The following is a 23812-nucleotide window of genomic DNA, read 5'->3' as shown; positions in this document are numbered from 1 at the left end:
GATTGGAAGTGAACACAAACTTCCCAGCTGCCACTCACATAAAAAGCCGGCAATTGCCGGCTTGAGTGGCACTTAGGCGCGCGCGCCGGCCAGCAGCGCATCCAGCACCCGCTCCAGGTGCAGGCCGTGGCTGGCCTTGAGCATCACCATGTCCGAATGGCCGACCCCATCGAGCAGGGCCTGCGTCAGCTGGTTCTGCGCAGCTTTAGGGTAGTAGTGCACGTGCTCTGGGGCGTATTTGTCCATCAGGGCCGCTTGCAGCGCGGCGATTTCATCCCCGTACAGGTAGACTTCCTGCACCTTGGCCGGATCCAAGGCCTCCGCCACGCTAGCGTGCAGCGCAGCGCTGGCATCGCCCAGTTCCAGCATGTCCCCGAGCACGGCGATGCGCCGCCCGGTGCACGGAAAGTCGCTAAAGTCAGCCAAAACCGCCTTCATCGCGGTCGGGTTCGCATTGTACACGTCGCTCAGGATCTGCTCGCCCGCATCCCCGATCACCCACTGGGTGCGGTTCTTGGTGATCTTAAAGCCGGCCAAGGCCGCCTGGATCGCCTCGGGCTTGATGTGAAACCGGCGCCCGACCAGGATCGCCGCCAGGGCATTGGCCACGTTGTACTCCCCCATGACCGGAATCGTGAAGCGCAGGTCCGGCCAGCGCGACAGGGAAAAGTCGGTGTGGTCCTCGAAGGTTTCAATGTCCCGGGCGAAAAGCTGGTTGTCGGGGTCCAGGCCAAACGTCTTTTGCGCTTGGGATACCGCCTTGGCGCGTTCGCGCAAAAGCGGCTCGTCCCCGTTGTAAATGAACAGGCCGTCCGAACGCAGCCCATCCGTGATCTCCATTTTCGCATCGGCGATTTTGGCACGCGTTTTGAAGAACTCGATGTGCGCCTCACCGATCATGGTGATCACCGCGATGTCGGGCTCACACAGCAGGCTTTTTTCTCGTAGCTGGTCGGGGCGATCCATTCCCATCTCGACCACCAACACCTCGGTATTGGTGTCCATCGCCAGGATCGTCATGGGAACGCCAATTTCGTTGTTGAAGTTGTCCTTGGTTTTCCACACATGGTACTGCGTTGCAAGCACCGCCGCGGTCATGTCCTTGGTGGTCGTCTTACCGTTGCTCCCAGTGATCGCGACGACCTTCGGGTTCACCTTCATCATCAGGTAGTAGCGGGCCAAATCCTGCAGCGCCTGCAGGGGGTCGGCCACCACCAGCTGGGGGATCGTTGTCGTCAGCGGCGTATGATCCGCCGCAACGAGGGTTGCCGCGGCCCCGGCCGCTGCGGCATTAGGGATAAAGTCGTGACCATCGCGCGCATCCACCAGCGGCACAAACAGCTCCCCTGGTTGCAGTTCCCGGGTGTCAAAGGCCACCCCGGTCACCGTTGGGCACGCCGCCTCAGCGACGGGGCACGTGGCCCCCACCACGCGCGCGATTTCACTCAGCTTCATCTTCATTCTTCGAACACTCCTTTATCATGCGCCTGCTCTGCCGGCGTCCGCCAGTTCACGCGCCATTGCCCCGTTGCCCGCACCAACACTAAATCACCGCGCCGCACCACCTGTTCAGGGCCCAGCGCCTGTTCGGGCATGAACCGCCGCAGGTTGTGCGCCAGCGGGATCTTCACTTGGTCACGGCTAAACACCCCGCGCGAGAAGTCGAGCATCAGCCCCTCCTCGAACTCGGGGTACAGCGCCGCGATGACCGCATTCGGCACCGCCGGCACGTGTAGCTGACGTAGCCGCAGCCAAAACGGCTGGTCGTTGGCGGCCAGGCGCAGGTGGCGCACGATCGCAGCCGACAGCGTCTGGCTGAACAAGTCGAGCTTGCGCACATACAGGGTCACCATGTCGTTGGCCAGCGGCAGGTACACCACTTGGTTTTGCAACTTGTAGTAATACGGTGGCTGGATATGCGTTTTGGCGTGCCCCAAGTACAGGAGCTCGGCGATCTCGTTGGGCGTCAGCTCGCGCAGGTAACTCCCGTGCTTGTAGTCGAGCCACGCGCGGTCACGCGCCTGCTTGCTCCGCAAAAAAGCGGTGACGGCCTCCGCCCCACTGATCTCGTTGAACCCGGTGTGCGGGTCAATAAACGCAGTGTCGGACACCGGCGGCAGCAACAGCAGGTGGCGAAACGGCGCCTTACTAGCGGCCAGCACATCACTTGCAGACAGGCCCGCCGTTAAGAATAAATGCGCTAGCGGTTCGTAGTGCACATAGATCATTGTGTTACGCAACGTCTTGCTCCTTTTGGCATACTACGCTGATTATACGACTTTTTATCCGCGGATGCTGAGGAACGTGTTAGGATTGAGGCAAACTCACAGAAAGAAGCGCTGCTCATGCTGCCCTGGCCCACTGCCGTGCCGCCCCTTGACCGTCCCACGCTCACCGATGACCCGCGGTGTCCTGCCGAATACCTGACCACCCTAGCGACGGGCCAGTGGTGTCGCCGGTGGTTCTGCCCGACCCCTGAGCCAACCAGCTTTGCCCTAGACGGTGCCCCCATTTTCGCGCTACTGGCGCCGGGCCCAGGCGTGGCCCAACCGCCGCTCACGCCGACCCTAGTACCCTTTGCCATCGATGGGCCCCAGTTCTTTTGCTTCGACTACGCTACCACACCGCCCTCAATTCGCTACGTTGACACCGAGGTCGACCAGTGGCTGCCTGTGGCCCCCGACTTCACCACCTTCATGGCCCGGCTAACGTGGCGTCCGCCGATTCTGGATGACTTCAGTACCGCCCAGCAGCAAGCCAGTGCCTGGCTGGTGGCCGACGCCGCGAGCCTCCCGGGCCTGTTCGAGTGGGCGCGCACCACGCAACCAGCTGACTGGCTGACATGGCTTGGCGTGCTGCGTCACGATGCCGACCCTGCCCGCGCGGCCGGCGCGCAGGCCGAACTAACCTTTATCCAAGACTTCCTGCGTCCAGGGCTGACCGCCGCCCAGCGCGCACAGCTGGCCGCCATGGCGTGAACCGAGAATGAGGCTGAGACAAAAAGCGGTTTTAGCCCAGAGTATAATTAAGGCCTCCTGTAAAACCCAAGCTTAGGTTTTTTGCAGGAGGCCTTGATGATACGGCTTGCTCTGCTCGTTCTAACGTAGTGAGTTACGAGTAGACATGCGTTAGAAAGGGCGCCGCTTCTTGTGTCGTACTGGCCCGAAATAGTCGTGATTCATTCTTGGGCCGTTAATTATGTCTCAGCCTCATTTTACCACTCGGCCGCGGCCGCTATTCCCAGGGTTGAAACATAAAGGTGTCCAGCCAGGCGCGGTCCTTGCGCACCCCGACGAACGTCCAGCCGGCCAACAGTAGTGAGCCCCCGACATCGGCGAACAGGTCGCCCATGGTGTCCATCAAAGCAGCGCGCCCGGCAAGTAGCGTATGACCGCTCATGTAGCGTTGCATATTCAGCCCCAGCAGGCCGTCGCCGGTAAATTCGTAAAACTCCCAACACACGCCGAGCAACACGCCAAAGCTGAGCGCGAACAGCGCCAGCAGTAGCGGGCTGGTGCGCTGCAGGGTCATCTTCGGAGTCAAGGCGCCAAAGATGGCCAACCCAAGTCCGGCGAGCAGCGCGGCAGAGAACAGGTGCAAAAATTTATCCCAGTATGGCACATTGTAATACTGCATGCCGGTGCCCATAAGCACCGCCAAAAGAATGAAGCACTCAAAGATCACTTTTAACAGTAGCGGAAACCGAAAGTGACCGATCCGCTCGATCCCCATCGGCGCCAGCGCCAGCAGCATGCCCGCGACGACCTGACCCGCCAGCATCGCCTGACCGGGATAAATCGGATGCCCCGCCCACAAGGCTGGCAGGCACACTGCCAGGTACACACACCCGCCCACAACGTTCAGCGCAACCCCAAGCTTCAGTAATCGTGTCATCATCCGCTCCCTTCTGGCAAGCGTGGTGCCTGCCCTCTCCTTCAGTCTACCGGGCTGCCCGCGGCGGCGCAAGGAAGGCAAAAAAAAACCACCATCGCTGGTGGAAAAGTTTGGGGGAACTTTTTTGGGAGTGTAAGTTAATGTGTAAGCATAAGGCCGATTACCATTGCCTTAATATGTTTATATTGTATACTGAAAAATCAATAAACGGGGTTCAGGATTCGTAAATTGATTTTTGTTTTTGTGCGCGTATGAGCGGTATTTTCACAAAATTTGTGGGCTCGAATTTACCCTCCGGCACACTGCGCCCTTGTGGTACCGGTCTGCCGCCGCAGCGACTTTTACGTGATCAACCTGTGAGCGCTTTCTTTTTGTGATACAATTAACGTATCAAGTGAAATGAGGTGGCAGAATGACTGAACGGAAAGTGATCCTCTATTTGTCAGAAAGCCTGGACGGCTTCATCGCCGAGCGCGATGGGTCGACCAACTTCCTGAGTAAGCTGAGTTCCAGCGCGGCCGATGCAGCGTACCAGGACTTTTACCAAAGCATCGACACGGTTCTGATGGGGCGCAAAACGTACCAGCGCACGCTCCAAAAGGCGGGCACCTACCCGTATCAGGACAAAGAAAGCTACGTCTTCTCCACCACGCTGCACGATACGGACGACCCCACCACGGTGGTGGCCGGCAACATCCCGAGCTTCGTGCGCAAGCTCAAGGCCAAAGAGGGCCAGGACATCTGGCTGGTCGGCGGGGCGGACATCTTCACCGACTTGCTGAAGGAGAACCTGATCGACACGCTGATCATCACCATCGCCCCGGTCCTCTTGGGCGACGGCATCGGCTTGGTCGCCAGCAACCTGACCGATGTGCCGCTGCGCCTGACCAACGCCACGCAGCACGACCAGTTCGTGACGCTGACCTACGCCGTCCAGAAGTAACGGCGCCAACGCCAAAAGCACCGGACTGAGCTAGTCGTCTCAGCGCAGAAATGCGCTTGACGAGGCCCCCCGGATCCGTCAACCAAACACGGCCCCGCAAGATTCCAGCGAATCTTGCGGGGCCGTGTTCTGGTTTAAAGCCGCGCTGTGGGGGGAGCTGCACAGTGCGCGCGGCTTTGGCATGGTGGCCAAGTGGCGCCGGGACCCGGCACCGTCTGGCCGAGTGCGGCGCGGGACTCAGCCCTGAGCCGCGGCAACCAGGTGCGCCTGCGCGGCGGTTGCCACAATTTCATCGATTTTGGGCACCAGCTGGGTCAGCAGCTGGCGATAGCCGCAAAAGTCGCCGGCGGGCGTGACGTACATCGCGTCTTTCATCCGCTTGCAACCACCACAACAGGCCTGCTTGAACGGGCAGGTGTCACAGTAGGCCGGCAGTGCGGCGCGCGGCTGCACCCAGTCAAAGGCCATCGGTTGGCTGAACAGCTCGCGCAGCGTCTGCTCTTGGATGTACCCCATCCGGTACTGGTCCAGCGCGAAGAAGTCACACGGGTATACCGAGCCGTCCGCCTCGATGACGTACTGGATCTGGCAGTGCCCGTCCAGCCCACACGCGGTGCGCCGGCGGTACTTGAACTGATTGACCACATCATCGAAGAGCTTGACGCTTTGGTACTCGCCGCGCTGCAGTTGCGCCCACCACAGTTTGAAGTACGTGGCGTAAAAGCTGGCGAAGCGCTCCGGCGTCAGCGCGAACTCACTGCGGCTGGTGGCGTCCATATCATCCAGGCACGGAATGAACTGAACGTACTGCACGTGGTTTTGGTGGAAAAAGTCGAAGACCTTCTTGGCGTGCTTGGCCAGCGGGTTCGTCAGCACGCACAGCACGTTGTAGGCGATGCCGTACTGGTCGAACAGCGCCTTGGTGCACATCACCCGGTGAAAGGTGCCCCGGCCGCGCACATCTACGCGGTTGAGGTCATGGTAGATCGGGGTGCCGTCGATGGATAACCCGACGAGAAAGTCATGCGCCTTGAGCATCTGACACCACGAGTCGTTGATGACCATACCATTGGTTTGTAGCGCGTAGTGGACCAAGACCTGCTTGGGCTGCTGCGCCACCTTGGCGAGAAAATCCTCGAAGTAGCGCTGGCCAGCCATGGTCGGCTCCCCGCCCTGAAAGGCGATGGTCAGCTCGTCCCCGTCCTCAAGGTCGGCAAACACGTTGGCGATCAGCGCAGTGGTCGTGGCCGGTTTCATCCGGCCGTACGACTTCACCTCGCGCAGGGAGCTGATGTTAGCGTAAAAGCAGTACTTGCACCGCAAGTTACACAGTGAGCTGGCCGGTTTGATCAAAATCGAGATGTGTTTGCCCATGCGGCGCCTCCAGAATCAAATCAAGACCCCGATCAGATTGGCGACGTCCAGCAATAAGACGCCCCAGATGACCAGGTTGTACAACAGTAAAATGTGTTTCTCCGGCACCTTGTTGCTGATGTTGGCACCAAGCCAGCCACCCACGAGCGCGGCAAGGATGATGCCCCCGATCAGCGGCCCGGACACCTGGGTGACGCTGCCGGAAAGCAGCGCCTGGATCAACTTCGCGCCTTGGCTGAAGAAGATGGTGATGATCGAGTAGATCGTCGCCTGGCGAATCCCGAGCCCGAACACGAACAGGAAACAGGCGATATTGATCGGGCCCCCACCGATGCCCAGCACCGTGGCCAGCCAACCCAGGGCCAACCCAGCCAAAAGCATCAGCGGCCACCCGCGGCGGTTCAGGGCCGCCACGTGGCCACTGGCGAGCCACAGCGAGAGGAGCAAGGACAAGATGACGAGCACCATTTGGCAAACGACGCTGACCGCATCCCCCACCACTGCATTGAAGCGAGCGAAGCTATAATCGCCCAACGCCCCGCCGGCCACCGAGCCCAGCGACAGCCACGCGGCCGTGCTCAGGTCGATATGGTTGTGCGCGCGCAGCTGCTTGGTCGTCGCGCTGATGGCCATGGTGAACACCGCCACGCTTGAGTAGAAGTTGATCAGCACCACTGGGTCCAGGTCAAACAGCTGCAGCGCCGGTTTGATGATCACCCCGCCGCCCATGCCGGAGATCGCCCCGATGGTGTTGGCACACACGATGACGACCACATAGAGAAGCCCCTTCATCATCAGCGTCACGCGTTGGCTCCTGGCGCGCTGGGCAGCGTTGCGACGATGGCCGATACTGGCACCGCCGTCAGCTTACCGTCTTGCACAAAGCCCTCGGGCCGGGTGCGCAACGTGTCCACAAGCTTAGCGGTCAGGCCTGTGATGACCGACTGGTAGGCCGAATCGGCGATCAGGTTGTGCTGCTCGTTCGGATCAGCCTGCATGTCAAACAGTTGGTACGTGTCGCGTACCGGGAACCAGATGAACTTGTACTGATCCGTCAGCAGGTACTGACTGGAGTCTTCCCCGAGGCTGTGTTCCCCGTGGAACTCGTGGCGCCAGCCGCCGTACTCGCCGAACAGCAACTGCTTGACACTGCGGCCATCCACCGCCACGTGTTCGCCAAGGGCCAGGTCCACCAGCGATGGGAAGATGTCTTGCAGCTTCACCAGTTGCTTGATCTTGTGCTCATGACCGGCGATCAGGTTGCCCGGGTCGTAGATGAACGACGGAATGTGAATGCTGCCCTGGTACGGGTAGGCTTTGCGGAACAGGTAATGCTCCCCGAGCTGGTCGCCGTGGTCGGACACGAACCAGATGAGGGTGTCCTTATCGTGGCCGAACTCCTTGAGCGCGGTCAAAAAGCGGCTGATCTGGTGATCGATGTGCGTGATCAACCCCAGGTAGGCGGCCACCATGCGGCGCTCATCGTCCGGCTTCAGCTTGCCGCGCAGCGCGTAGATGCCCGGCACCGCGTCCTGCAGCGTCTCCCAGTCCCCGATGTGCAAGTCGAGGTCCTTGGGGAGCCGGTCCATGTACATATCGAAGTAGTACTGCGGCGGGTCAAGCGGTGCGTGCGGCTTTTCAAAGGACATCTTCAGGAAAAACGGGACGGTGGGGTCGCGGCGTTGCAGGAACTTGATGGATTCGCTGACCACCCAGTTGGTCGGGTGCAGGGCCTCGGCGTGCGGCCACGGGCGGGCCTCCCACGAGTTGCAGTTGACGCCATCATCGATGATGTCCGCATCGTGGCCGAGCTTCCCCTTCAGAAAATCGAGGTAGTCATCGGTGTACTCGAACTGACTGCCGTACGGCTTGGCGTACTTACGGTCGGCATGCAGGTAGCCATCGTGTAGCAGCACGTGGTCGTACCCCAGGCGCTTGCGGGCCGGGTACACGTGCATCTTCCCGATACACTCTGTTTGGTAGCCGAAGTCCTTGAAGGTCTGCGGCAGGGTGTGGGTGAAGTGCCACGGTACCTCGTCCTCGTAGCCGACGCGGCCGCTGGTTTCTTGGTCCATTCCCGTCAGCAACGCCGCGCGCGCAGGGACACAGCTCGGCACGGGTGAGTAGGCGTTTTCGAAATTGTAGCCCTCGCTTGCCATCATATCGAGCGTCGGGGTGCTGGCAAAGTGGTGATCATCGTTGATCGACAACGCTTCGGCCCGCATCTGGTCGACCACGATCATGATGACGTTGGGCTTTTGAGATGCTGTCATGCGGTTAGTCGCCTCCTCATTGATTAACGGGCAACAGGGCTTGGCACTTGTGCGCCAGCCCTGCTGCCAAACTCCTCACGCCTTGGCCTATGCGCCAACGGCCAGTAACTTGAGACTGTACAACACGATCGACCCCAGCAGGAAGATCCAGATCACCCGCGTGGAGTTCAGGTGCTTGCGCCCGAGTAGCCAGTAGGCCAAGGCCACCAAGGCGATCGGCACGATGGCCGGCAGGATCTGGTCCAGCATGTCGGTTTGGATCGACAGGGCCTTCTTCCCGATGGTCAGCTTGAACGGCACGACCACCTTCACCACGGTCGGGATCAGGCCCCCGATGACCAGCACGCCCATCAGGGTCGCGGCGTCGGTCAGGTTGTTCAGCAGGTTGCCGACATTGGAGACCAGCTTCTTGCCTTCGCGGTATGCGAGTGGGAGTTCAAAGTAGCGCAGGCCGAGGATCACCACCGCGGCCAGCAGCCACAGCAGCACGCCGACCGGGTTGCCCTTGATGCCCATGTACGCGGCCAAGGAGCCGAAGATGGTCGGGATCACGGCGCCGAACAGCGAGTCACCCACCGCGGCGAACGGTCCCATCAGGCCGGTTTTGATCGCGGCCACGGCGTCTTTGGACTGCGTGCCGCTTTCGTTTTGGAGGGAGAGGTCGATCCCGGTGATGATGGCGGACAAAAACGGGCTGGTGTTGTAAAACTGCATTTCCATCTGCAGCATGTCGCGCAGCACTTCCGGGTCCTCGCCGTACATTGCGGACATTGCCGGCAAAATAGCGTGCACGTACGCGACGTTCATCATCCGTTCGTAGTTCCAGCCGAGCTGGCCCCCGAACATGTAGCGCAGGTTGACGCGGCGCAGGTCTTTGTCAGTCAGTTGCTTATGTTCACTAGAGTTCATCATCTGTGATCTCCCCCTCGCTTGATGCGCTGACGGCAACCGCTGGGGTCGCCTTTTGCTTTTCCGTCAGGCCGTTAAAGTGCACCATCGCGCAAACCAGGCCGAACAGGGCGATCCCCATCATTGGGATCTTCATGTACGCGGCCAGCAGGTAACCGACGATCAGGAAGGCCATGAACTTGTTCACCGGCAGGTAGTGCAACAGGATCGCGATCCCGACCACTGGCAGCACGGCACCGGCCAACTTCAGCCCGCCCATCAACCAGTCCGGCGCGTACTTCAGCACGGCGTTCACCACCTGGTTCCCAAAGATCAGGGAGATGCCCACCGGAATGGCGCGGGACAGGCCGATCGGGATCAGGCTCAGCCAAGCCTCTCGGTTGATCTTCTGGAACTCCATGTTGGCAATGTGCTTGTCGACGCGGTGAACGAAGTAAACCCCGCAGAAACGGGCGAAGACGTCCAACTGCACCATCAGCAGGCCAACTGGAACGGAGATCCCGATGGCGAACTGAATGCCTTTGCCGCTTACAACGCCCAGTGCCGTCCCGATGATCGCCCCGGTGGCAAAATCAGGGATCGAGGCACCCCCGAACGTGCCGACGCCCAGCACCATCAGTTGCAAGGTGGACCCGACCACCAGCCCAGTCTGAATGTCGCCCATCAGCAGGCCAGCCAGGAAGCCGGCAATGGCGGGTTTACTTAACTGCAAACCGGATATGTAAGGGTCGATCCCGCACGCCGCGGCCAGCAAGGTCAAAAGCGTGATCTGGATCATTGAAAGATCCGCTGTCATATGATTCATCCTCCTTCAAAACAAGGGAAATAAGGTCATTTACCGATGCGCGCGTGAATCCGCTCTCACCACCGTTAGTTATACCGCCGTATTTACTAAACGTCAACTTGTTTCGTAAACAAAATGCGAAATTTTTTGATCGTGCGTCGCCATGGGGAAAGCGGCCGGGGGCTGAGCATCTCTGCCTGGACCCACGGCAGCCAACTGCGCCAGGTCGCGCATTCGGTTCCTTCCCCGCAAGCGCTGAGTTGGCGTATAATGAAAGCACGGGGCATGATGCCCAAACGGAACAGTTCGATTTTATTTAGTAAAACAAACACAACATAGTAAACGAGGTTTGAACATGGCCACTATTCGTGAGATTGCAAAAAGCGCCGGCGTTTCCGGGGCCACCGTTTCCCGCGTGCTCAACGGCGACACCACCTTGTCGGTCAGCCCGGAGACGCGCGAGCGCATCATGGCGACCGCCGAGGCGATGCACTACGAAACCAGCAGCCCCAAAACCGGCGAACAAATTGGGACAGTGGCCCTGACCAGCTGGTACACCAAGGAGCTGGGGATGACCGACCTGTACTTCCACGCCTTGTCGTGGGGGGCGGAAACTGCGCTGAAGGCCGCCAACTACACGGTGGTGCCCACCGTTTTTAACGAGGGCCTACCGGACGCCGGCAAGGTCGACGGGCTGATCGCCATCGGCCGTTACAGTGACGCCGACCTAAGCAAGCTCGCCGCCTTGAACAAGCCGCTGGTCGTGATCAACCAAGACACGCTGAAGGCCGGGCTCAGCTGCGTGGTGGCCGACTATGACAACGCGGTATGGGAGCTTCTGGCGCACCTACAGGCCCATGGCGCCCAGCGCATCGGCCTGCTCACCGGGCAGTCCACACACCACCCCGAAAAGGTAGACCCGCGCGCCCGATCCTACCGCGCCTTCATGCAGGCGCGATCGGCGCTGGACGAGCAACTGATTTTCACCGGCGACTTCAGCATCGCCAGCGGCTTCGATCAGATGACCACCGCCATCGAAACGCTCGGCAACGCGCTGCCGGACGCCTTCTTCGTGGTCAGCGACACGATGGCCATCGGCGCGCTCAAGGCGCTCAACGCCCACCACATTGCCGTGCCGGAGCGGGTGCAACTGATCGGCTTCGGCGACCTAGACGTCTCCAATTACACCGTGCCGAGCCTGAGCACGGTCCACCTGGCCACCCGCCAGATGGGCACCACCGGCGTCATGCTGCTGCAGGCACTAATGGCGGGCACGATCATTCAGCCGGTCAAGCTGGTCACCAGCAACCGGCTGATGCTGCGGGACAGCACCCGTTAATCCCAGAGGGAGGCCGCGACAGCCTTCGCGGCGCAAGGCTGTCGCACACTGATTCCAGAATCGAACGAAAAGGGGGCCGCACGCTTCTGCCAACTGGCAGGCGTGTGGCCCCTTTGTGGGTGCGGGTGCTGATACGCTGGGCACAACCGCTTTTGGTTGCCGTCTCGCTTAGAACAGGCTTTGCACCCAGTCGAACAGCGCCTGGAAGAAGTTGGCGATGCTGTTGCCCACCTTCTGCAGGAAGTTGCGGTTCTCTTCAGTGTTCAGGCTGGACAGCTTGCTGAACAGGCTCTTGGCACTATTTTGGATGCTGGTCGCAAGCTTTTGCGCCTGGGCCTTGAAGTCGCTGGACTTCAAGGCGCCGGAGTCCTGGATCTTCACCAGCAGGTTGACGATCTGGGTGCGCTGGTTGTTGGTGATGATGTTGGTCAGGTTGTTCGAGCCGAGCTGGGAATCAACGATGTTGCCGATCTGGTTCTGGGACAAGGTCTGCTCGCCGGAATTGCTTTGGCTTGCCATGTCCTTCTTCATGCCAGCGACGGCGTTGTTGAGCTGCTTATCGGTGTAGCCATCCTTGTCCTTGTTGGCGCTGGTGATGCCGGACAGGGTGTTGACCTCGTCTTGGGCGGCGGTGATCTGGGCGGTATTCAGCGTTTCCCCGTTTTGGGCAAAGGCGGCGTAAACCCCGGCCATCGCCCCGGAGCCGTCGATGCGCACAGCGCTTGTGATGAAGAGGTTGGCGTTGGTGACCCCGGCGGTCAGCGCCGCGTTGCGGTACTGGTCGGCGGTGATGGTCGTGATGTTGTTGGTGCCGTTGTACGGCACGATCTTCACGTTGATACCCCCGTTATCGGTTTTTTGCACCAGGGCCGAGGACCAGACCCCGCTTTGGCTGGTGAAGGTCGAGCCGGCCGGGTTCAGGTACTTGACCAGGGTGTCGCCGGTGACGGTCAGCTCTGCAACATCGGTGACGCCGGCTGCGTTTTCCAGCGTCGCCAGGGTGCCGCTTTTCTGCGTTGCCGTCAGGCTTGTGCCGAGCGTCGCGACCGGCTGCCAGGTGTCGGCGTGCACGGGCGTGGCGGCGAGGCCGAGCAGCGTGGCGGCCGCGGCGAATAGTGCCAATAGCGTTTTTTTCATGGTGGGCTCCTTTTTGCGGGCCGGGCTGCATGGACAAGGCAGCGGCGCGCGCGTCAGATTTGACCGTTCGTTTCCCATAGTGTAGCAAACCCGGCCGCCAGTGCGTGACGGCCGGGTGCTTTTTAACGAAACCTTTGGGCTTACAGCGCCTGCGCGTTGAGGTAAGCGTACAGTGCGCCTTCACGCAACCCGTTTTGGGAAAAAGTCAGGCGGTCGGAGTCCAGGTAGCGGATCATCGTGATGACCGGGATCAGGCCGCCGACAATGATATCGGCGCGCTCTTTGGACAGGCCGGGGATCGCCTTGCGCCCTTCCAGGTCGCGGGTCAGGATGTCGGCAAAAATGGTGTTGGCCGCCAGGGTCGGCATGCGATAGCCGTGAATGTCCTCGAAGTTGACCACCTGCTCCTTGCGCCGCTGGATCTTGGCCAGCGTGCGGTTGGAGCCGCCCAGCGCCACCAGCGGCAGGTTCAAGGCCTTTCGCAGCCACCAGATGGAATTGAGCACGCGGTTGAACTCGGAGATCAGGTTGAACAGCTCGGCGGCGGTGATCCGGTCGCGGTTCAGGTAGCGCTCGCTCAGGTTCACCGAGCCGACCGGCAGCGAGATGCGGTGCTGCAGCTTGCGGTTTTGCACCAGCACCAGCTCGGTGGAGGCGCCACCGGTGTCGATGATCAGCGCGTTTTGGATCGGCAGTGTGTTGATCACCCCGAGGTAGTCGAGCTCCGCCTCGCACGTGCCTTCGATCACCGTGATGGCCAGGCCGGTCGCTTCCTTGACGCGGCGCAGGAAGGCCTTTTGGTTCTGGGCCTGGCGCGTCGCCGCGGTGGCAAACGCCTCCAGGTGCACGTCGTCAAAGGCGCGCGCCGCCTGCACGAAGCGACCCAGCGCCGCCACGGTGCGGGCGATGGCAGGCTCGCGCAGCAAACGCTCGGCCCCCATCCCCTCCGACAGGCGCACCATTTCTTTGAGCTTCAACACTTGGCGCGGGGCCCCGTCCGCGTCCAGCGCCCAGATGCTCAGGCGCGCGGAGTTAGAGCCCAGGTCAATGACCCCATAATACATCAGTCGTCCTCCTCATTGTCCGGCGCCACCATCGGCGTGAACCGCCGGGTGTGCTGCGGGTCGTCCACTTGTTCGGCCTGGTCCACCTGCGCGGCATCGCTCAGGGTGTGCGCGTGCGCCTGGGCCATGAAGGTGGCCTGGGCGTTCAGCTTGGTTTGGCCCCGCAAGTCGATGCGCTCCCATGTGTCATCCGGCATCAGCACGCGCGTCTTCACGTTGTCATCCCACAGCGTCTGGAAAATCGCACAGACGCGCGCGTGAATGTCCGGCTGCAAGATCGGGAACAGCAGCTCCACGCGCCGCGACAGGTTGCGCTTCATCAGATCGGCAGAGCTCAGGTACAGGTGCTCCTCCCCGCCGGCGTAGAAGTAGTAGATGCGGCTATGCTCCAGGTAGCGGCCGACGATCGAGTGCACCGCAATGTTCTCGGAGACGCCGGGCAGGCCCACCTTGAGGTCGGTGATACCGCGCACGATCAGCTCAATTTTGACGCCGGCCGCGGCCGCCTTGTACAGCTCAGCAATCATGTTGGCGTCGGACAGTGAGTTCATCTTCATGCGGATCAGCGCCTTGCGCCCGGCCTTGGCGTGCGCGATCTCTTCTTTGATGCGCTCCACCAAGAAATCCCGGATGCCCAACGGCGCGATCACCAGCTTGTTGAAGTAGGCGGGCTCGGAGAAGCCGGAGAGCATGTTAAAAATGTTCGAGGCGTCCGCGCCCATTTCGGCATTGGCCGTGAACAGCCCGAGGTCGGTGTAGAAGTTGGCAGTCACATCGTTGTAGTTCCCGGTCGCCATGTGCATGTAGCGGCGAATGCCAGTTTCCTCGCGGCGCACCACCAGCGCGAGCTTGCTGTGGGTCTTGAGCCCGACCAGCCCGTAGATCACGTGGCAGCCGGCGCGCTCCAGCTCCTGCGCCCAGTGCACGTTGTTTTCTTCATCAAAGCGCGCCTTGAGCTCGACCAGCACGGTCACCTGCTTACCGTTTTCCGCCGCCTTCTTGAGGTAGCGGATGATCGGCGACTTGGAGGAGACGCGGTACAGCGTCATCTTGACCGCCAGCACCTGTGGGTCAACGGCGGCCTGGCGGATGAATTCCACCACTGGCGCGAACGAGTCGTACGGATGCTGCATCAGGATGTCATGAGCGCGAATGGCGTGGAAAATGTTCTCGTTCATCAGCTGGGTGTTCAGGTACGGCGTGAACGGCGCGTACAACAGCTCGCTGTGGTTGCGCACCGCCTTGACCAGCTTGCTCATCACGTTCAGGTCAATGGGCCCCTTGATCTCGTAGATGTCCGCGTCGTCGCGCACGTCCAGCCCTTTTTCCAGCCGCTTGCGCAGGTACTTGCTCATCCCCGCGTCGATTTCCAGCCGCATCACCTTGCCGCGCTGGCGCTTCTTGAGCTGCGACTGGATCTCCTTCATCAGGTCGGAGGCGTCCTCTTCGGCCACGTCCAAGTCCATGTCGCGGGTGACGCGAAACAGCGCGGTTTCCTGGATCTCGGCGCCGACAAACAGCTCACCGACATAGGCCTCGATGACGTCCTCCAGCAGGATGAAGTCGTTGGCCGCGGCGGGCAGGCGCAGCACGCGCGGGAACACGCTTGGCACCTGCACCATCGCAAACCCGCGCGCCTTGGCATCGTCTTCCTCATCCGGACGCTGCAGGCGGATCGCCAGGTTCAGCGAGTTGTTGCCCAAGAACGGAAACGGCCGCGTCGGGTCCACGCCCATCGGGGTCAGCACAGGGTAAAGCTCCTGATGGAAGTAATCGGACACGAACTCGCGCTGCTTACCTGTAAGTGCATCAAAGTCCTTGAGCTGGATGGCGAGGCTGGCGAGCTTGGGCACCAGCGACCGCGACCAGGTGGTGTACTGCTTGTCCACCATCGCGTGCGCCGCCTTGGCGATCGCGCGCAGCTGGGCCGCCGGCGTCATTCCCGCCGCGTCCGGGGTCTGGTAGGCCACCGCGACCATTTTGCGCAACGAGGCCACCCGCACGTTGAAGAACTCGTCCAGGTTGCTCTGGGTGATGCCCAAAAAGCGCACGCGCTCCAGCAGCGGGTTGCTGTGGTCGCGCGCCTCTTCCAGCACGCGGTCGTTGAAGGCGAGCCAGGACAGCTCCCGGTTCGTGTAGTACTTGGGGTTGGTATAATCGAGCGGTTTTGCCATCAGATGCGCGTCCTTCCTTTCAGTTCGATCGGCAGCCCGAACACTGCCGCGAAAAATTGCCCCTTGCGCCGCAGCGTCCAGCGCTCCAGCTCCACGTCGTCGTTGGCCGTCGCGGTCAGCAGCACTTTGTCCGGCAGCAGTGAGACGCGGATCGCCGCCACTTTTTGCTGACGGGAGGCATCCAAGGAGTCGGCGACCCGCAGCAAGGCGGAGAGCTTGGCGATCACCAGCCGGCGCCGCGAGTTCATCTCGTTGAGGTCCGACAGGTCGGTTTGCGGCGTGTCACTGGAGTGGTAGCGCGCAATGGTCGCCACCATGCGCTGCTCGGCGGCCGTCAGCCCCATCAGCTCGCTGGCCTGAATAATGTAATCCGAGTGCTCGTAGTGCTTGTGCGTGTCCACGTAGCTGCCGATGTCGTTGACCGTCGCCGCGATCTGCAGCAGCAGCCGCTCGCGCTTGCCCAGCCCGTGCAGGCGGCGCAAGCGGTCGAACAGCTGTAGCGCGAACGTGACGGTGGAGTCGCGGTGCGCCACATCCACCTGGTAGCGATCCGCCAGGTTTTGGGCTGAGATCAGGATCTCCTTGGTCGGGTCGATGGTGACCGCCTTGCTGCCGGCGGCCACCGCGCCGTTGATCTCCAGCCCGTCCAGTAGCTTGAGGTTGGAGATCCACAGGCGCTCGGAGTTCAGCGTTTTGACCAGCCGGTACACCAACAGCACCGTTGGCAGCACCTGCGCCACCTGCGTCGGGGTCAGGTCGTAGTGGTCGCTCAGGTACTGGTCGGAGGCGTGTGTGACCTCGTGGTAGATCAGGTCGAGCCCCTCGTTGTCCGTTTCCACCGTGCGCTCGCCGGTCGGGATCAGCGTTTCAAACAGCGACAGCGCCGACCCCATCAGCACCATGTTCGGGTAGTGCACATCGCGTGGCAGCAGGCGCATGAAGTCGACCAGCCGCGAGTCGATGTAATCGCGCATCACCTCGACATAGTTGGGCACGCTGCGCTGCAGGTCGCTCATCACCTCAAACACCCGCAGTGGCCCGATCGACAGGTTGCGCGAGAAGCCGAACTCCCCGCCGACAAAGGCCGTCAGCTCCACCGAGCCGCTGGAGATGTCGATGAGCAGCGTCCCGGTTTGGGTCACCTGCTCGAAGTGCGGGAACTTCGCCAGCACCGCCTGCGTGCGGTAAAACGATTCCTGTGACAGCGTCAGCGGTGACAGCATCCAGCCGGTGCGGCTGAGGATCTGGTCGCGGACGAACTGCGCGTTTTTGGCCTCATAGAAGCTGTGGCTGCCGACGATCTCGACGTGCCGCACGCCGTAATCCGCCAGCACCCGCCGGATGGCCTCCAGCGCCTGCACCAAGGCATCCACCGTGTCCGCCTCGATCTGGTGGGTCGCAAAAATGTCTTCCCCCACCGCCACCGGGTACTGACCGCGCTCCACCACCGCCATTGTGCGGAGGTTCGTGATGCTGAACGACACGCTTTGCGCGCCGATGACAACGAATCCCTGTTCTGCGACTGCCATGTGCTGCCTCCTTTTTGTGCCCCCTAGTTTTTCAGGTTAATCATACCACGCAGGCCCACCCCACGGAGGGTCCGGGACCATATTCACCGGTGCGGAAAGCGCTGTTTTGTTTTTGGCCCGCAGTGTGCTACGCTGAGCTTAACTGAGCCCGCATGGGCACAAAAGGGAGTGAACTTGTGAAGAAAATCAACCTCGGCCCAAGTGGCCTGCAAGTCTCAGCCGTCGCGCTGGGCGTGATGCGCATCACCAAGCTCGACTTGGCGCAAGCCACCGCGCTGCTGGACACCGCCTACACCAGTGGCATCAACTTCTTCGACAACGCCGACATCTACGCCGGCGGGGAAGCCGAGACGCTGTTTGGCGCCGCGCTCAAGAACGCGAGCTTCAAGCGCGAGGACGTGCTCGTTCAAAGCAAGGTCGGCATCGTGCCGGGCAAGCGCTACGATTTTTCCAAGGCGCACATCATCGAAAGCGTTGACGGCAGCCTGAAGCGGCTGGGTCTCGACTACCTCGACGTCCTGCTGCTGCACCGGCCGGATGCACTGCTGGAGCCTGACCAAGTGGCGGACGCCTTCAACGCGCTGCAAAACGCCGGCAAGGTCCGCAACTTCGGGGTGTCCAACGTCAACCCGGGCCAGATCGAGCTACTCAAGTCCGCCGTCAGCCAACCGCTGGTGGCCAACCAGCTGCAGCTGTCCCTCATGCACACCGGCATGATCGACGCCGGCATCCACGTGAACATGACCGATGATCGCTCCTTCGACCACGACGGTGGCATCCTCGAGTACAGCCGGCTGCACAACATGACGGTCCAGGCCTGGAGCCCGTACCAGTACGGTTTCTTCGAGGGTGTCTTCATCGACAACCCGAAGTTCCCTGAACTGAACGCCGCGCTGGACAAGCTGGCCGCCCAGTACCACACCAACAAGAGCGCGATCGCCAGCGCCTGGCTGACCCGCCTGCCGGGCACTCAGGTGATCGCCGGCACCACCAACGCCAAGCGCCTCGCAGACATTGCCGAAGCCGGCAACATTCGCTTGGAAGCGCAGGAGTGGTACGACCTGTACCTCGCCGCCGGCAACGACTTGCCGTAACCTGTGCACGCAAAAACGCTTCGTCACCGCCTGATCGTCAGGGGGACGAAGCGTTTTTTGTGTGGTCAGGTTAGGCGTGGCGACGCTTGATCAGCGCGACCCCCACCCCAGCGATCAGCACTAGCCCGCCCAGGGCCAGGCCAAGCTGCGTGGCATTGCCGGTTTGGGGCAACTTGCCACCGGTCGTGGTGGGATGCGTTGCTGTTGCGCCCGGCTTCGGGGCCGGCGTCGGCTTGATGCTTGGGGTCGTTGGCGTGGTGACCTTCACCAGCGCGTCAAGTGCCGCCTGAATGGCCGCGGCCATCGCGTCAACTTGCGCCTGCGCCGTGATCGGCAGCTCGCGCTTCACGGCCTTCACGGCGGCGGTCACCGCGGCAAAGTTCGTGTAATCCGTCGCCGTCAGCGCATCGGCCCGCGCGATGGCGGCATCCACCTGCGTGTAATCGGCCAATCGAAGCGCCAGCCCCTTGACCGCCGCAGCCAGGGCCTGCGCTTGGCCATCAACTTGGGCCTGCTGGCTGGCCCGCAGGTGCAGCTCGCGCTGACCCAGTGTCGCGTTCAGTGCGGCAACGGAGGCCTCTGTGTAGCGACTCAGGTCTGCCGGGACCGTGGCCTCAGCCGCATCCAGTGCGGCGTAGTCCGCTAACGGATCCATCTCATCACGGTAGGCCGCGCCAAAGCCGCGCATCAGCTGCATCACCTTGGCCATGTCTAAGGGATTCGCCGGATCATCTGCCCAGATGGCCTGGGTGCTCCCCATGATTGGTAGCGTCTTATCGGTGCCCGTCACGGTGGTGAACGCCTTTTTGTCGAGGTTCGCCAGCGCATTTTGGAATGGATAGCCCCCGTCTTCTGGCGTTTCACGCCCGATCACGTAGTACCACGCATCGTTGGTGTTCAACAGCGTGTAGCCGTTATCGACGAAGAAGTCTGGCTTGGCCACATCGTAGCCCCACCAGCCGGACGTCCAGTACGAGATGATCAGGGATGAATCAAAGGTGCCAAAGGACTGATCGCTGTTGTAGTAAATCCCATCGTTGAACACGACCGGCCGCATCCCGGCTTTTTTTGCCATCGCGGCCAGGTCGTTGACGTAGGTGACGAACTTCGCATACGTCCCGGACTGCTGGAGCTTGGCCCAGCCACCGGTGTCGACATCGTTGGCATATTCGTCACAGCCAAAGTTGAACAAGTCCGTGTGCCCGGCAAAATACGTCACGTACTTCTCAAGCAACGCCTGGGTAAACGCCACCGCCGCCGCATTGTTCAGGTCAACGGTGCGCTTGGAGCCATCAAATGACGGGTTGGCGATGCCCAGCGCAGCCATCGCCTCAAGAATGGCATCCATGTGGCCGGGGCTATTGATCGTTGGCACCACGTTGATGTGCCGTGCCTTGGCGTAGGCCAACAGGTCATCCATCTCCGCTTGCGTCAGATGGTCCCCGTTCGGGTCGGCGTAGTAGGTCTTGTTCCCGGCCTCAAGCGCCTGCTTCACCGCATCACTTGCGTACGTCTGCCCATTGGCGGTGACGCTCATATCATCCAGCATGAAGCGCAGCGCGTCGTTGCTCAGCATCAGCTGCAGGTCCGTGTAACCGGATCGCTCCGCCTGATCCACCACTTGCTTGAGCTGTGCGAGTGAGAAGTACTTGCGTCCCGCATCAATGGAAATGATGCTGCGCATGCCGGTGGCCGCGGCCACCGGTTGCGCTGGTAGACTTGCCGCGCCAATGAGCGTGACCGCCGCGGTCGCCAATCCGACCAGAAGCTTTTTCAGTGTTTTCATCGCGTTCTTCCTTTCCGTGCCTGGACCGGTTGCGGTCCACAGGTTCAGAGCCTAGGGGCGGCGACCGTGTGCACCCGCATCGCCAACGCCCTCAGTGTAAGCGATGCCACGGCGCCACCTCAAGGCCAACCACACCACCGTCAGCGTCTTCTCATTCTTTCAACCGTCTAAAGTAATGGCCTAGGCCGCTCAAGTTGCGGTGGTCGTGCGCCACAACGGCACGTTTTCCGCCGCTGGTCCAACCCCCGGTTTTCAGTCTGATGAAACCGTTCAGCTCATTTGTTTCACGGAATTACCCGGTGGCCGCACCAAAAAACCGGCCCGCGCAATTGGCGCGAGCCGGTCGGTCATCCTTAAGCTTAGTCTTCAGTGCCCAGCAGGAAGCGCCCGGCAAAGGCCGCCACGATCGCGCCAACTTCCGGGGCGACGATGTACAACCACAGGTGCGACAGCGCGGAACCCCCGGCAAACAGCGCAGGGCCGATGGAGCGTGCTGGGTTCAAGGACGCCCCGGTCAGGTTCACAGAGAAGATGATCAGGAGCATCAGCGCCACCCCGATGGCCAACCCGGCGAACTGAGCGTTGCCAAAACGGTCCGCTGTCACGGCCAGGATCACCATGAGGAACAGGAAGGTCGCCAGCGCTTCAACGAAGAAGGCGACGCCCACGCTGAGCTTAGGAAAATCGGTTTGGGCCATCTGGGTCACGGGCAGCTTCAAGCCGTCAACCACCACGCGCACCGCACCACTGGCGGCGATCGCACCGATGATCTGGGCCACGATGTACATCAGGCCGTCAACCAGCGGCGTGCGCCCGTTGATGACCATCGCGGTCGTGACCGCGGGGTTGAAGTGACCACCCGAGATGCCGCCGAACGCGTAAGCAGAAATGGTGATCGCCAACCCAAAGCCAATGGCGATGGTCAGCACATCCCCCTTCGCAAACAAGACGGCGCCACTGCCGAGAAAGACCAGCAGAAAGGTGCCCATGAACTCCGCAAATAATTTTTGCATGTCTGAACCCTCCAAATAATTTTTCAAATCATTGCAATATTCTACACTTCTAGGATACCACAATTTGAGTTGTAAACAATGCAACTGCCCCTGGTTACATGAAGAACGCCGCCTCGTTGGGCCGCTCGCGGTTGCGCAGAATCAGCTTCAACACGTCAACGTAGTGGTGGTCGCCCTGCACCCCAAGCAGGCGTTCGATGCTGATGGCCTGCTGACACGTCTGCGTCCCGCCGGCCACATCGTCTTCGATGATCTGCACCCACCCGCGGCAAAACAGCAGGTGGTTCGCGTGCGTCAGGTCCCCGGTGGCCGTGATCTGCTTGGCCGCCGTGGCCAGCGCGTCCTTCGCCCATGGCAGCTGGCGCGCGTTGACGAAATCGCTGAAGGCCCCAAATAGCAGATCCAGGCGCATTTCTTGAACACTGGCAAAACCTGCATACTGCGCGGAGCGCGTCATCGCCAGGTGCAACAGCGCGTGCTCGGTCTCATTGTCGATGAACGTGTGGAACATCGCGAAGGTCGAGAGCTCAAAGTATCCCCACTGCTCCACCTGATAAAGGTAGCGCACCACGGGGCGCACCCGATCGTTGAGCGCGACCATGAACTCGGCCACAGACGGCCGCGCCTCCGCGGCCGCGCCCTCCTTGGCGTTCATCCAGAGAATGCGCTGAAACACCTCGATCAACAGCGCGGCAAACTGGGCGCGCCGCGTCGGCCGCCCGCCCCCTGCCGGATGGCGGTAGCGCGCGATCTCTTGGTCGTACGCCTGGATCTTGGCCGCAGCCACCGGCCCTTGGGCGGTCAGCGCCCCCATTTCGCGCACCACCGCGCTAAAGTGTGGATCGTCTTGGCTGTTGAAGTGGTCGTTGGCTTGGGCCTGCCAGGCGCCGCTGGCGGTGGCGCGCAGGAACATGAACTCCTCCAGCGACACCTCGATGCGCGCCAAGACATGGGCGAAGCGCGGCGCCGTCAGCGTCAATTGGCCGCGCTCGAACCGACTGATCGCAGCCGCGGACACCTGCGCATCCGCGACCTGCTGCAGCGTCAGGTGCCGCGCGCGCCTAAGCTGGCGAAATAGTGTGCCGTCTGTCATGGTTGGCCTCCGATTTTTTTGCGTATGCTCAAATTTTGACTTGCCTGTAGTCTACACCGCCTACACTGAAGTTACAAATTCATGAGAAAGCCGTGAGCTTCATGCACGAATACTTGACCAACCGTGGCTACCGCGCCACCCTGAACGCCGCCGTCCTCAGCGGCATCGGCGATTCCCTGTACAACATCGTCTTCATCATCTACGCCGCCCAGATGCCGTTCAGCCAGCTGGCCGTTTCACTGGCTTCAATGGCCGGGCTGATCCCTAGCTTGTTGCAATTGATCACGGGCTACTGGGCCGACGAAACGCGAGCTAAGGTACGCGGCATGATCGCCACGCGCCTGATCCAAGCTGCGCTGTTCGGCGTTTTGGCCGTCGCGATCGCAATGCCGCACAGCCTGCCTCTGTTTCTCGGCCTGCTGCTCATCAACATCCTGTCCGACGTCTGCGGCCAGTACGCCAACGGCTTGGAGCTGCCGCTGCTGCAGCGGCTGATCCCCGCCAGCGAGCTGAACGCCGCGATGGGATTCAACACGGCCAGCCACACTACCGTTCAGATCATCTTCCAAGGGCTCGGCGCCACCGTGATCGTCCTCTTGCACCATAACTACGCGCTGTTCGGTCTCCTCAACGCGCTGACCTTTGCCGCCGCGGCCTTCGTGCTGCTGCACCAACGCCGTGTGTTGGTGGCCGCCCAGCCGACCGCTACGCCGACCCCCGGCCCGCGGATCCCGATGCACCGAAGCATTCCGGATGCGTTGCGCTTTTTGGCCGCGAATCACTTCCTGTTCGCCACCATCTGGATCGCCACAGCGTTCAACCTGTTCGGCGCGTCCATCAGTGCTCTGATGAACGTCTCCCTGCTGCACGCCCCGCAACTGTACTTCGGCAACTTCGGCACCACCGTCGCAATGCTCAACATCAGCACCTCACTCGGGCTGATCGCCGGGTCCCTATTCGCCCACGACGGCCTGCAAAAAGTGCCCCTGATGAAGCTGATGGTGGGCGGTGCCGGCCTGCTGGTGGCATGCGGCGCGGCCTTCATCTGGTCGGGTTCGCGCGTGCTCATCCTCGTTTTGATGCCGCTGTTCGGCTACCTGATGGGCAAGGTCAACCCGCGCATCTCGGCCATGATGATGCAGCTCGTGCCCCAAGCGCAGTTGGCCAAGGTGGCCGGCCTCATCAGCATGCTCGCGATGATCGGTGCCCCCATCGGCCAAGCCCTGTTCTTGGGCCTCGCGAACTTCCTCGTGCCGACCGTCGCGTGGTACGCCTTCGCTGGCGGGGCCGCCGTGCTGATGCTCGCCACCGCGATCGTCGACCGCCGGGTGCCGGAGCCGAACTTAGATGCGAAGACACCCGCCTAACGCCAAAGAGGCTGAGACAAAAAGCGGTTTTAGCCCAGA

General features: G+C 61.4%; 20 protein-coding genes. 5 read left to right on the top strand and 15 right to left on the bottom strand.

Going from position 1 to position 23812, the window contains the following annotated elements; all coding sequences use genetic code 11:
* Positions 1-72: 72 nt before the first annotated feature.
* Both EKM88_RS10015 and EKM88_RS10010 read right to left on the bottom strand, forming a co-directional pair.
* Entirely contained in the window at positions 73-1461 is a 1389-nt protein-coding gene (locus EKM88_RS10015; RefSeq protein ID WP_125705772.1) for a UDP-N-acetylmuramoyl-tripeptide--D-alanyl-D-alanine ligase, read from the bottom strand.
* Positions 1458-2240: a hypothetical protein gene (locus EKM88_RS10010; RefSeq protein ID WP_125705770.1), complete on the bottom strand. Its 783-nt coding sequence runs from the start codon at positions 2238-2240 to the stop codon at positions 1458-1460. The genes EKM88_RS10015 and EKM88_RS10010 overlap by 4 nt, the downstream gene beginning before the upstream one ends.
* 105 nt (positions 2241-2345) lie before the next feature.
* Between EKM88_RS10010 and EKM88_RS10005 the strand changes: the two genes are divergently transcribed.
* Entirely contained in the window at positions 2346-2978 is a 633-nt protein-coding gene (locus EKM88_RS10005) for an SMI1/KNR4 family protein (protein WP_125705768.1), read from the top strand.
* A 256-nt stretch (positions 2979-3234) separates the two neighbouring features.
* Here the strand turns inward: EKM88_RS10005 and EKM88_RS10000 are convergent, their stop codons facing one another.
* Positions 3235-3894: a hypothetical protein gene (locus tag EKM88_RS10000; protein WP_404819975.1), complete on the bottom strand. Its 660-nt coding sequence runs from the start codon at positions 3892-3894 to the stop codon at positions 3235-3237.
* Positions 3895-4306: 412 nt separating this feature from the next.
* Here EKM88_RS10000 and EKM88_RS09995 point away from each other — a divergent pair, with 412 nt between their 5' ends.
* Complete coding sequence (locus tag EKM88_RS09995; RefSeq protein ID WP_125705764.1) at positions 4307-4837, top strand: dihydrofolate reductase family protein; 531 nt, start codon at positions 4307-4309, stop codon at positions 4835-4837.
* Positions 4838-5074: 237 nt separating this feature from the next.
* Here the strand turns inward: EKM88_RS09995 and EKM88_RS09990 are convergent, their stop codons facing one another.
* The 5 genes from EKM88_RS09990 to EKM88_RS09970 form a co-directional block, all read right to left on the bottom strand.
* On the bottom strand, positions 5075-6211 hold the full coding sequence (locus EKM88_RS09990) for a radical SAM/SPASM domain-containing protein (RefSeq protein ID WP_125705762.1): 1137 nt from the start codon (positions 6209-6211) through the stop codon (positions 5075-5077).
* Positions 6212-6226: 15 nt separating this feature from the next.
* Positions 6227-7003 (bottom strand): sulfite exporter TauE/SafE family protein, encoded by a 777-nt coding sequence (locus EKM88_RS09985; protein ID WP_125705821.1) that lies wholly within the window; start codon positions 7001-7003, stop codon positions 6227-6229.
* An 8-nt stretch (positions 7004-7011) separates the two neighbouring features.
* Positions 7012-8484: an arylsulfatase gene (locus tag EKM88_RS09980; protein WP_125705760.1), complete on the bottom strand. Its 1473-nt coding sequence runs from the start codon at positions 8482-8484 to the stop codon at positions 7012-7014.
* An 87-nt stretch (positions 8485-8571) separates the two neighbouring features.
* Positions 8572-9396, bottom strand: coding sequence for a PTS system mannose/fructose/sorbose family transporter subunit IID (locus EKM88_RS09975; RefSeq protein WP_125705758.1), 825 nt, complete (start codon positions 9394-9396; stop codon positions 8572-8574).
* Complete coding sequence (locus tag EKM88_RS09970; RefSeq protein ID WP_125705756.1) at positions 9383-10189, bottom strand: PTS mannose/fructose/sorbose/N-acetylgalactosamine transporter subunit IIC; 807 nt, start codon at positions 10187-10189, stop codon at positions 9383-9385. Before EKM88_RS09970 ends, EKM88_RS09975 begins: the two co-directional genes overlap by 14 nt.
* 343 nt (positions 10190-10532) lie before the next feature.
* On the opposite strand from EKM88_RS09970, the gene EKM88_RS09965 reads away from it, so the two are divergent.
* Positions 10533-11516 (top strand): LacI family DNA-binding transcriptional regulator, encoded by a 984-nt coding sequence (locus EKM88_RS09965; protein ID WP_125705754.1) that lies wholly within the window; start codon positions 10533-10535, stop codon positions 11514-11516.
* A 168-nt stretch (positions 11517-11684) separates the two neighbouring features.
* Here the strand turns inward: EKM88_RS09965 and EKM88_RS09960 are convergent, their stop codons facing one another.
* From EKM88_RS09960 to EKM88_RS09945, 4 genes are all read right to left on the bottom strand, one after another.
* Positions 11685-12653, bottom strand: coding sequence for a DUF1002 domain-containing protein (locus tag EKM88_RS09960; protein ID WP_125705752.1), 969 nt, complete (start codon positions 12651-12653; stop codon positions 11685-11687).
* A gap of 140 nt (positions 12654-12793) precedes the next feature.
* The gene (locus tag EKM88_RS09955; protein ID WP_125705750.1) at positions 12794-13717 is read right to left on the bottom strand and encodes a Ppx/GppA family phosphatase; all 924 of its coding nucleotides are present in this window, start codon (positions 13715-13717) and stop codon (positions 12794-12796) included.
* Positions 13717-15891, bottom strand: a complete 2175-nt coding sequence (locus tag EKM88_RS09950; RefSeq protein ID WP_125705748.1) for an RNA degradosome polyphosphate kinase — start codon at positions 15889-15891, stop codon at positions 13717-13719. The genes EKM88_RS09955 and EKM88_RS09950 overlap by 1 nt, the downstream gene beginning before the upstream one ends.
* On the bottom strand, positions 15891-17420 hold the full coding sequence (locus tag EKM88_RS09945) for a Ppx/GppA phosphatase family protein (protein ID WP_125705746.1): 1530 nt from the start codon (positions 17418-17420) through the stop codon (positions 15891-15893). The genes EKM88_RS09950 and EKM88_RS09945 overlap by 1 nt, the downstream gene beginning before the upstream one ends.
* A 176-nt stretch (positions 17421-17596) precedes the next feature.
* Here EKM88_RS09945 and EKM88_RS09940 point away from each other — a divergent pair, with 176 nt between their 5' ends.
* Positions 17597-18514 carry an aldo/keto reductase gene (locus EKM88_RS09940; RefSeq protein WP_125705744.1) on the top strand — a complete coding sequence of 306 codons (918 nt, stop codon included), beginning with the start codon at positions 17597-17599 and terminating at the stop codon, positions 18512-18514.
* Positions 18515-18584: 70 nt separating this feature from the next.
* Here the strand turns inward: EKM88_RS09940 and EKM88_RS09935 are convergent, their stop codons facing one another.
* The 3 genes from EKM88_RS09935 to EKM88_RS09925 all read right to left on the bottom strand — a co-directional run bounded on the left by EKM88_RS09935 (position 18585) and on the right by EKM88_RS09925 (position 22406).
* The gene (locus tag EKM88_RS09935; RefSeq protein WP_125705742.1) at positions 18585-20300 is read right to left on the bottom strand and encodes a family 20 glycosylhydrolase; all 1716 of its coding nucleotides are present in this window, start codon (positions 20298-20300) and stop codon (positions 18585-18587) included.
* Positions 20301-20659: 359 nt separating this feature from the next.
* Positions 20660-21313: an MIP/aquaporin family protein gene (locus tag EKM88_RS09930; protein WP_125705740.1), complete on the bottom strand. Its 654-nt coding sequence runs from the start codon at positions 21311-21313 to the stop codon at positions 20660-20662.
* A gap of 94 nt (positions 21314-21407) precedes the next feature.
* Positions 21408-22406: a helix-turn-helix domain-containing protein gene (locus tag EKM88_RS09925; RefSeq protein ID WP_125705738.1), complete on the bottom strand. Its 999-nt coding sequence runs from the start codon at positions 22404-22406 to the stop codon at positions 21408-21410.
* 101 nt (positions 22407-22507) lie between these two features.
* Between EKM88_RS09925 and EKM88_RS09920 the strand changes: the two genes are divergently transcribed.
* The gene (locus tag EKM88_RS09920) at positions 22508-23773 is read left to right on the top strand and encodes an MFS transporter (RefSeq protein ID WP_125705736.1); all 1266 of its coding nucleotides are present in this window, start codon (positions 22508-22510) and stop codon (positions 23771-23773) included.
* Positions 23774-23812: the final 39 nt, after the last annotated feature.

The organism is Lacticaseibacillus daqingensis (assembly GCF_003946115.1).
GTDB lineage: Bacteria > Bacillota > Bacilli > Lactobacillales > Lactobacillaceae > Lacticaseibacillus > Lacticaseibacillus daqingensis.
The sequence above is the reverse complement of the archived record's forward strand: the minus strand, read 5'-3'. Positions and strand labels throughout refer to the sequence as shown.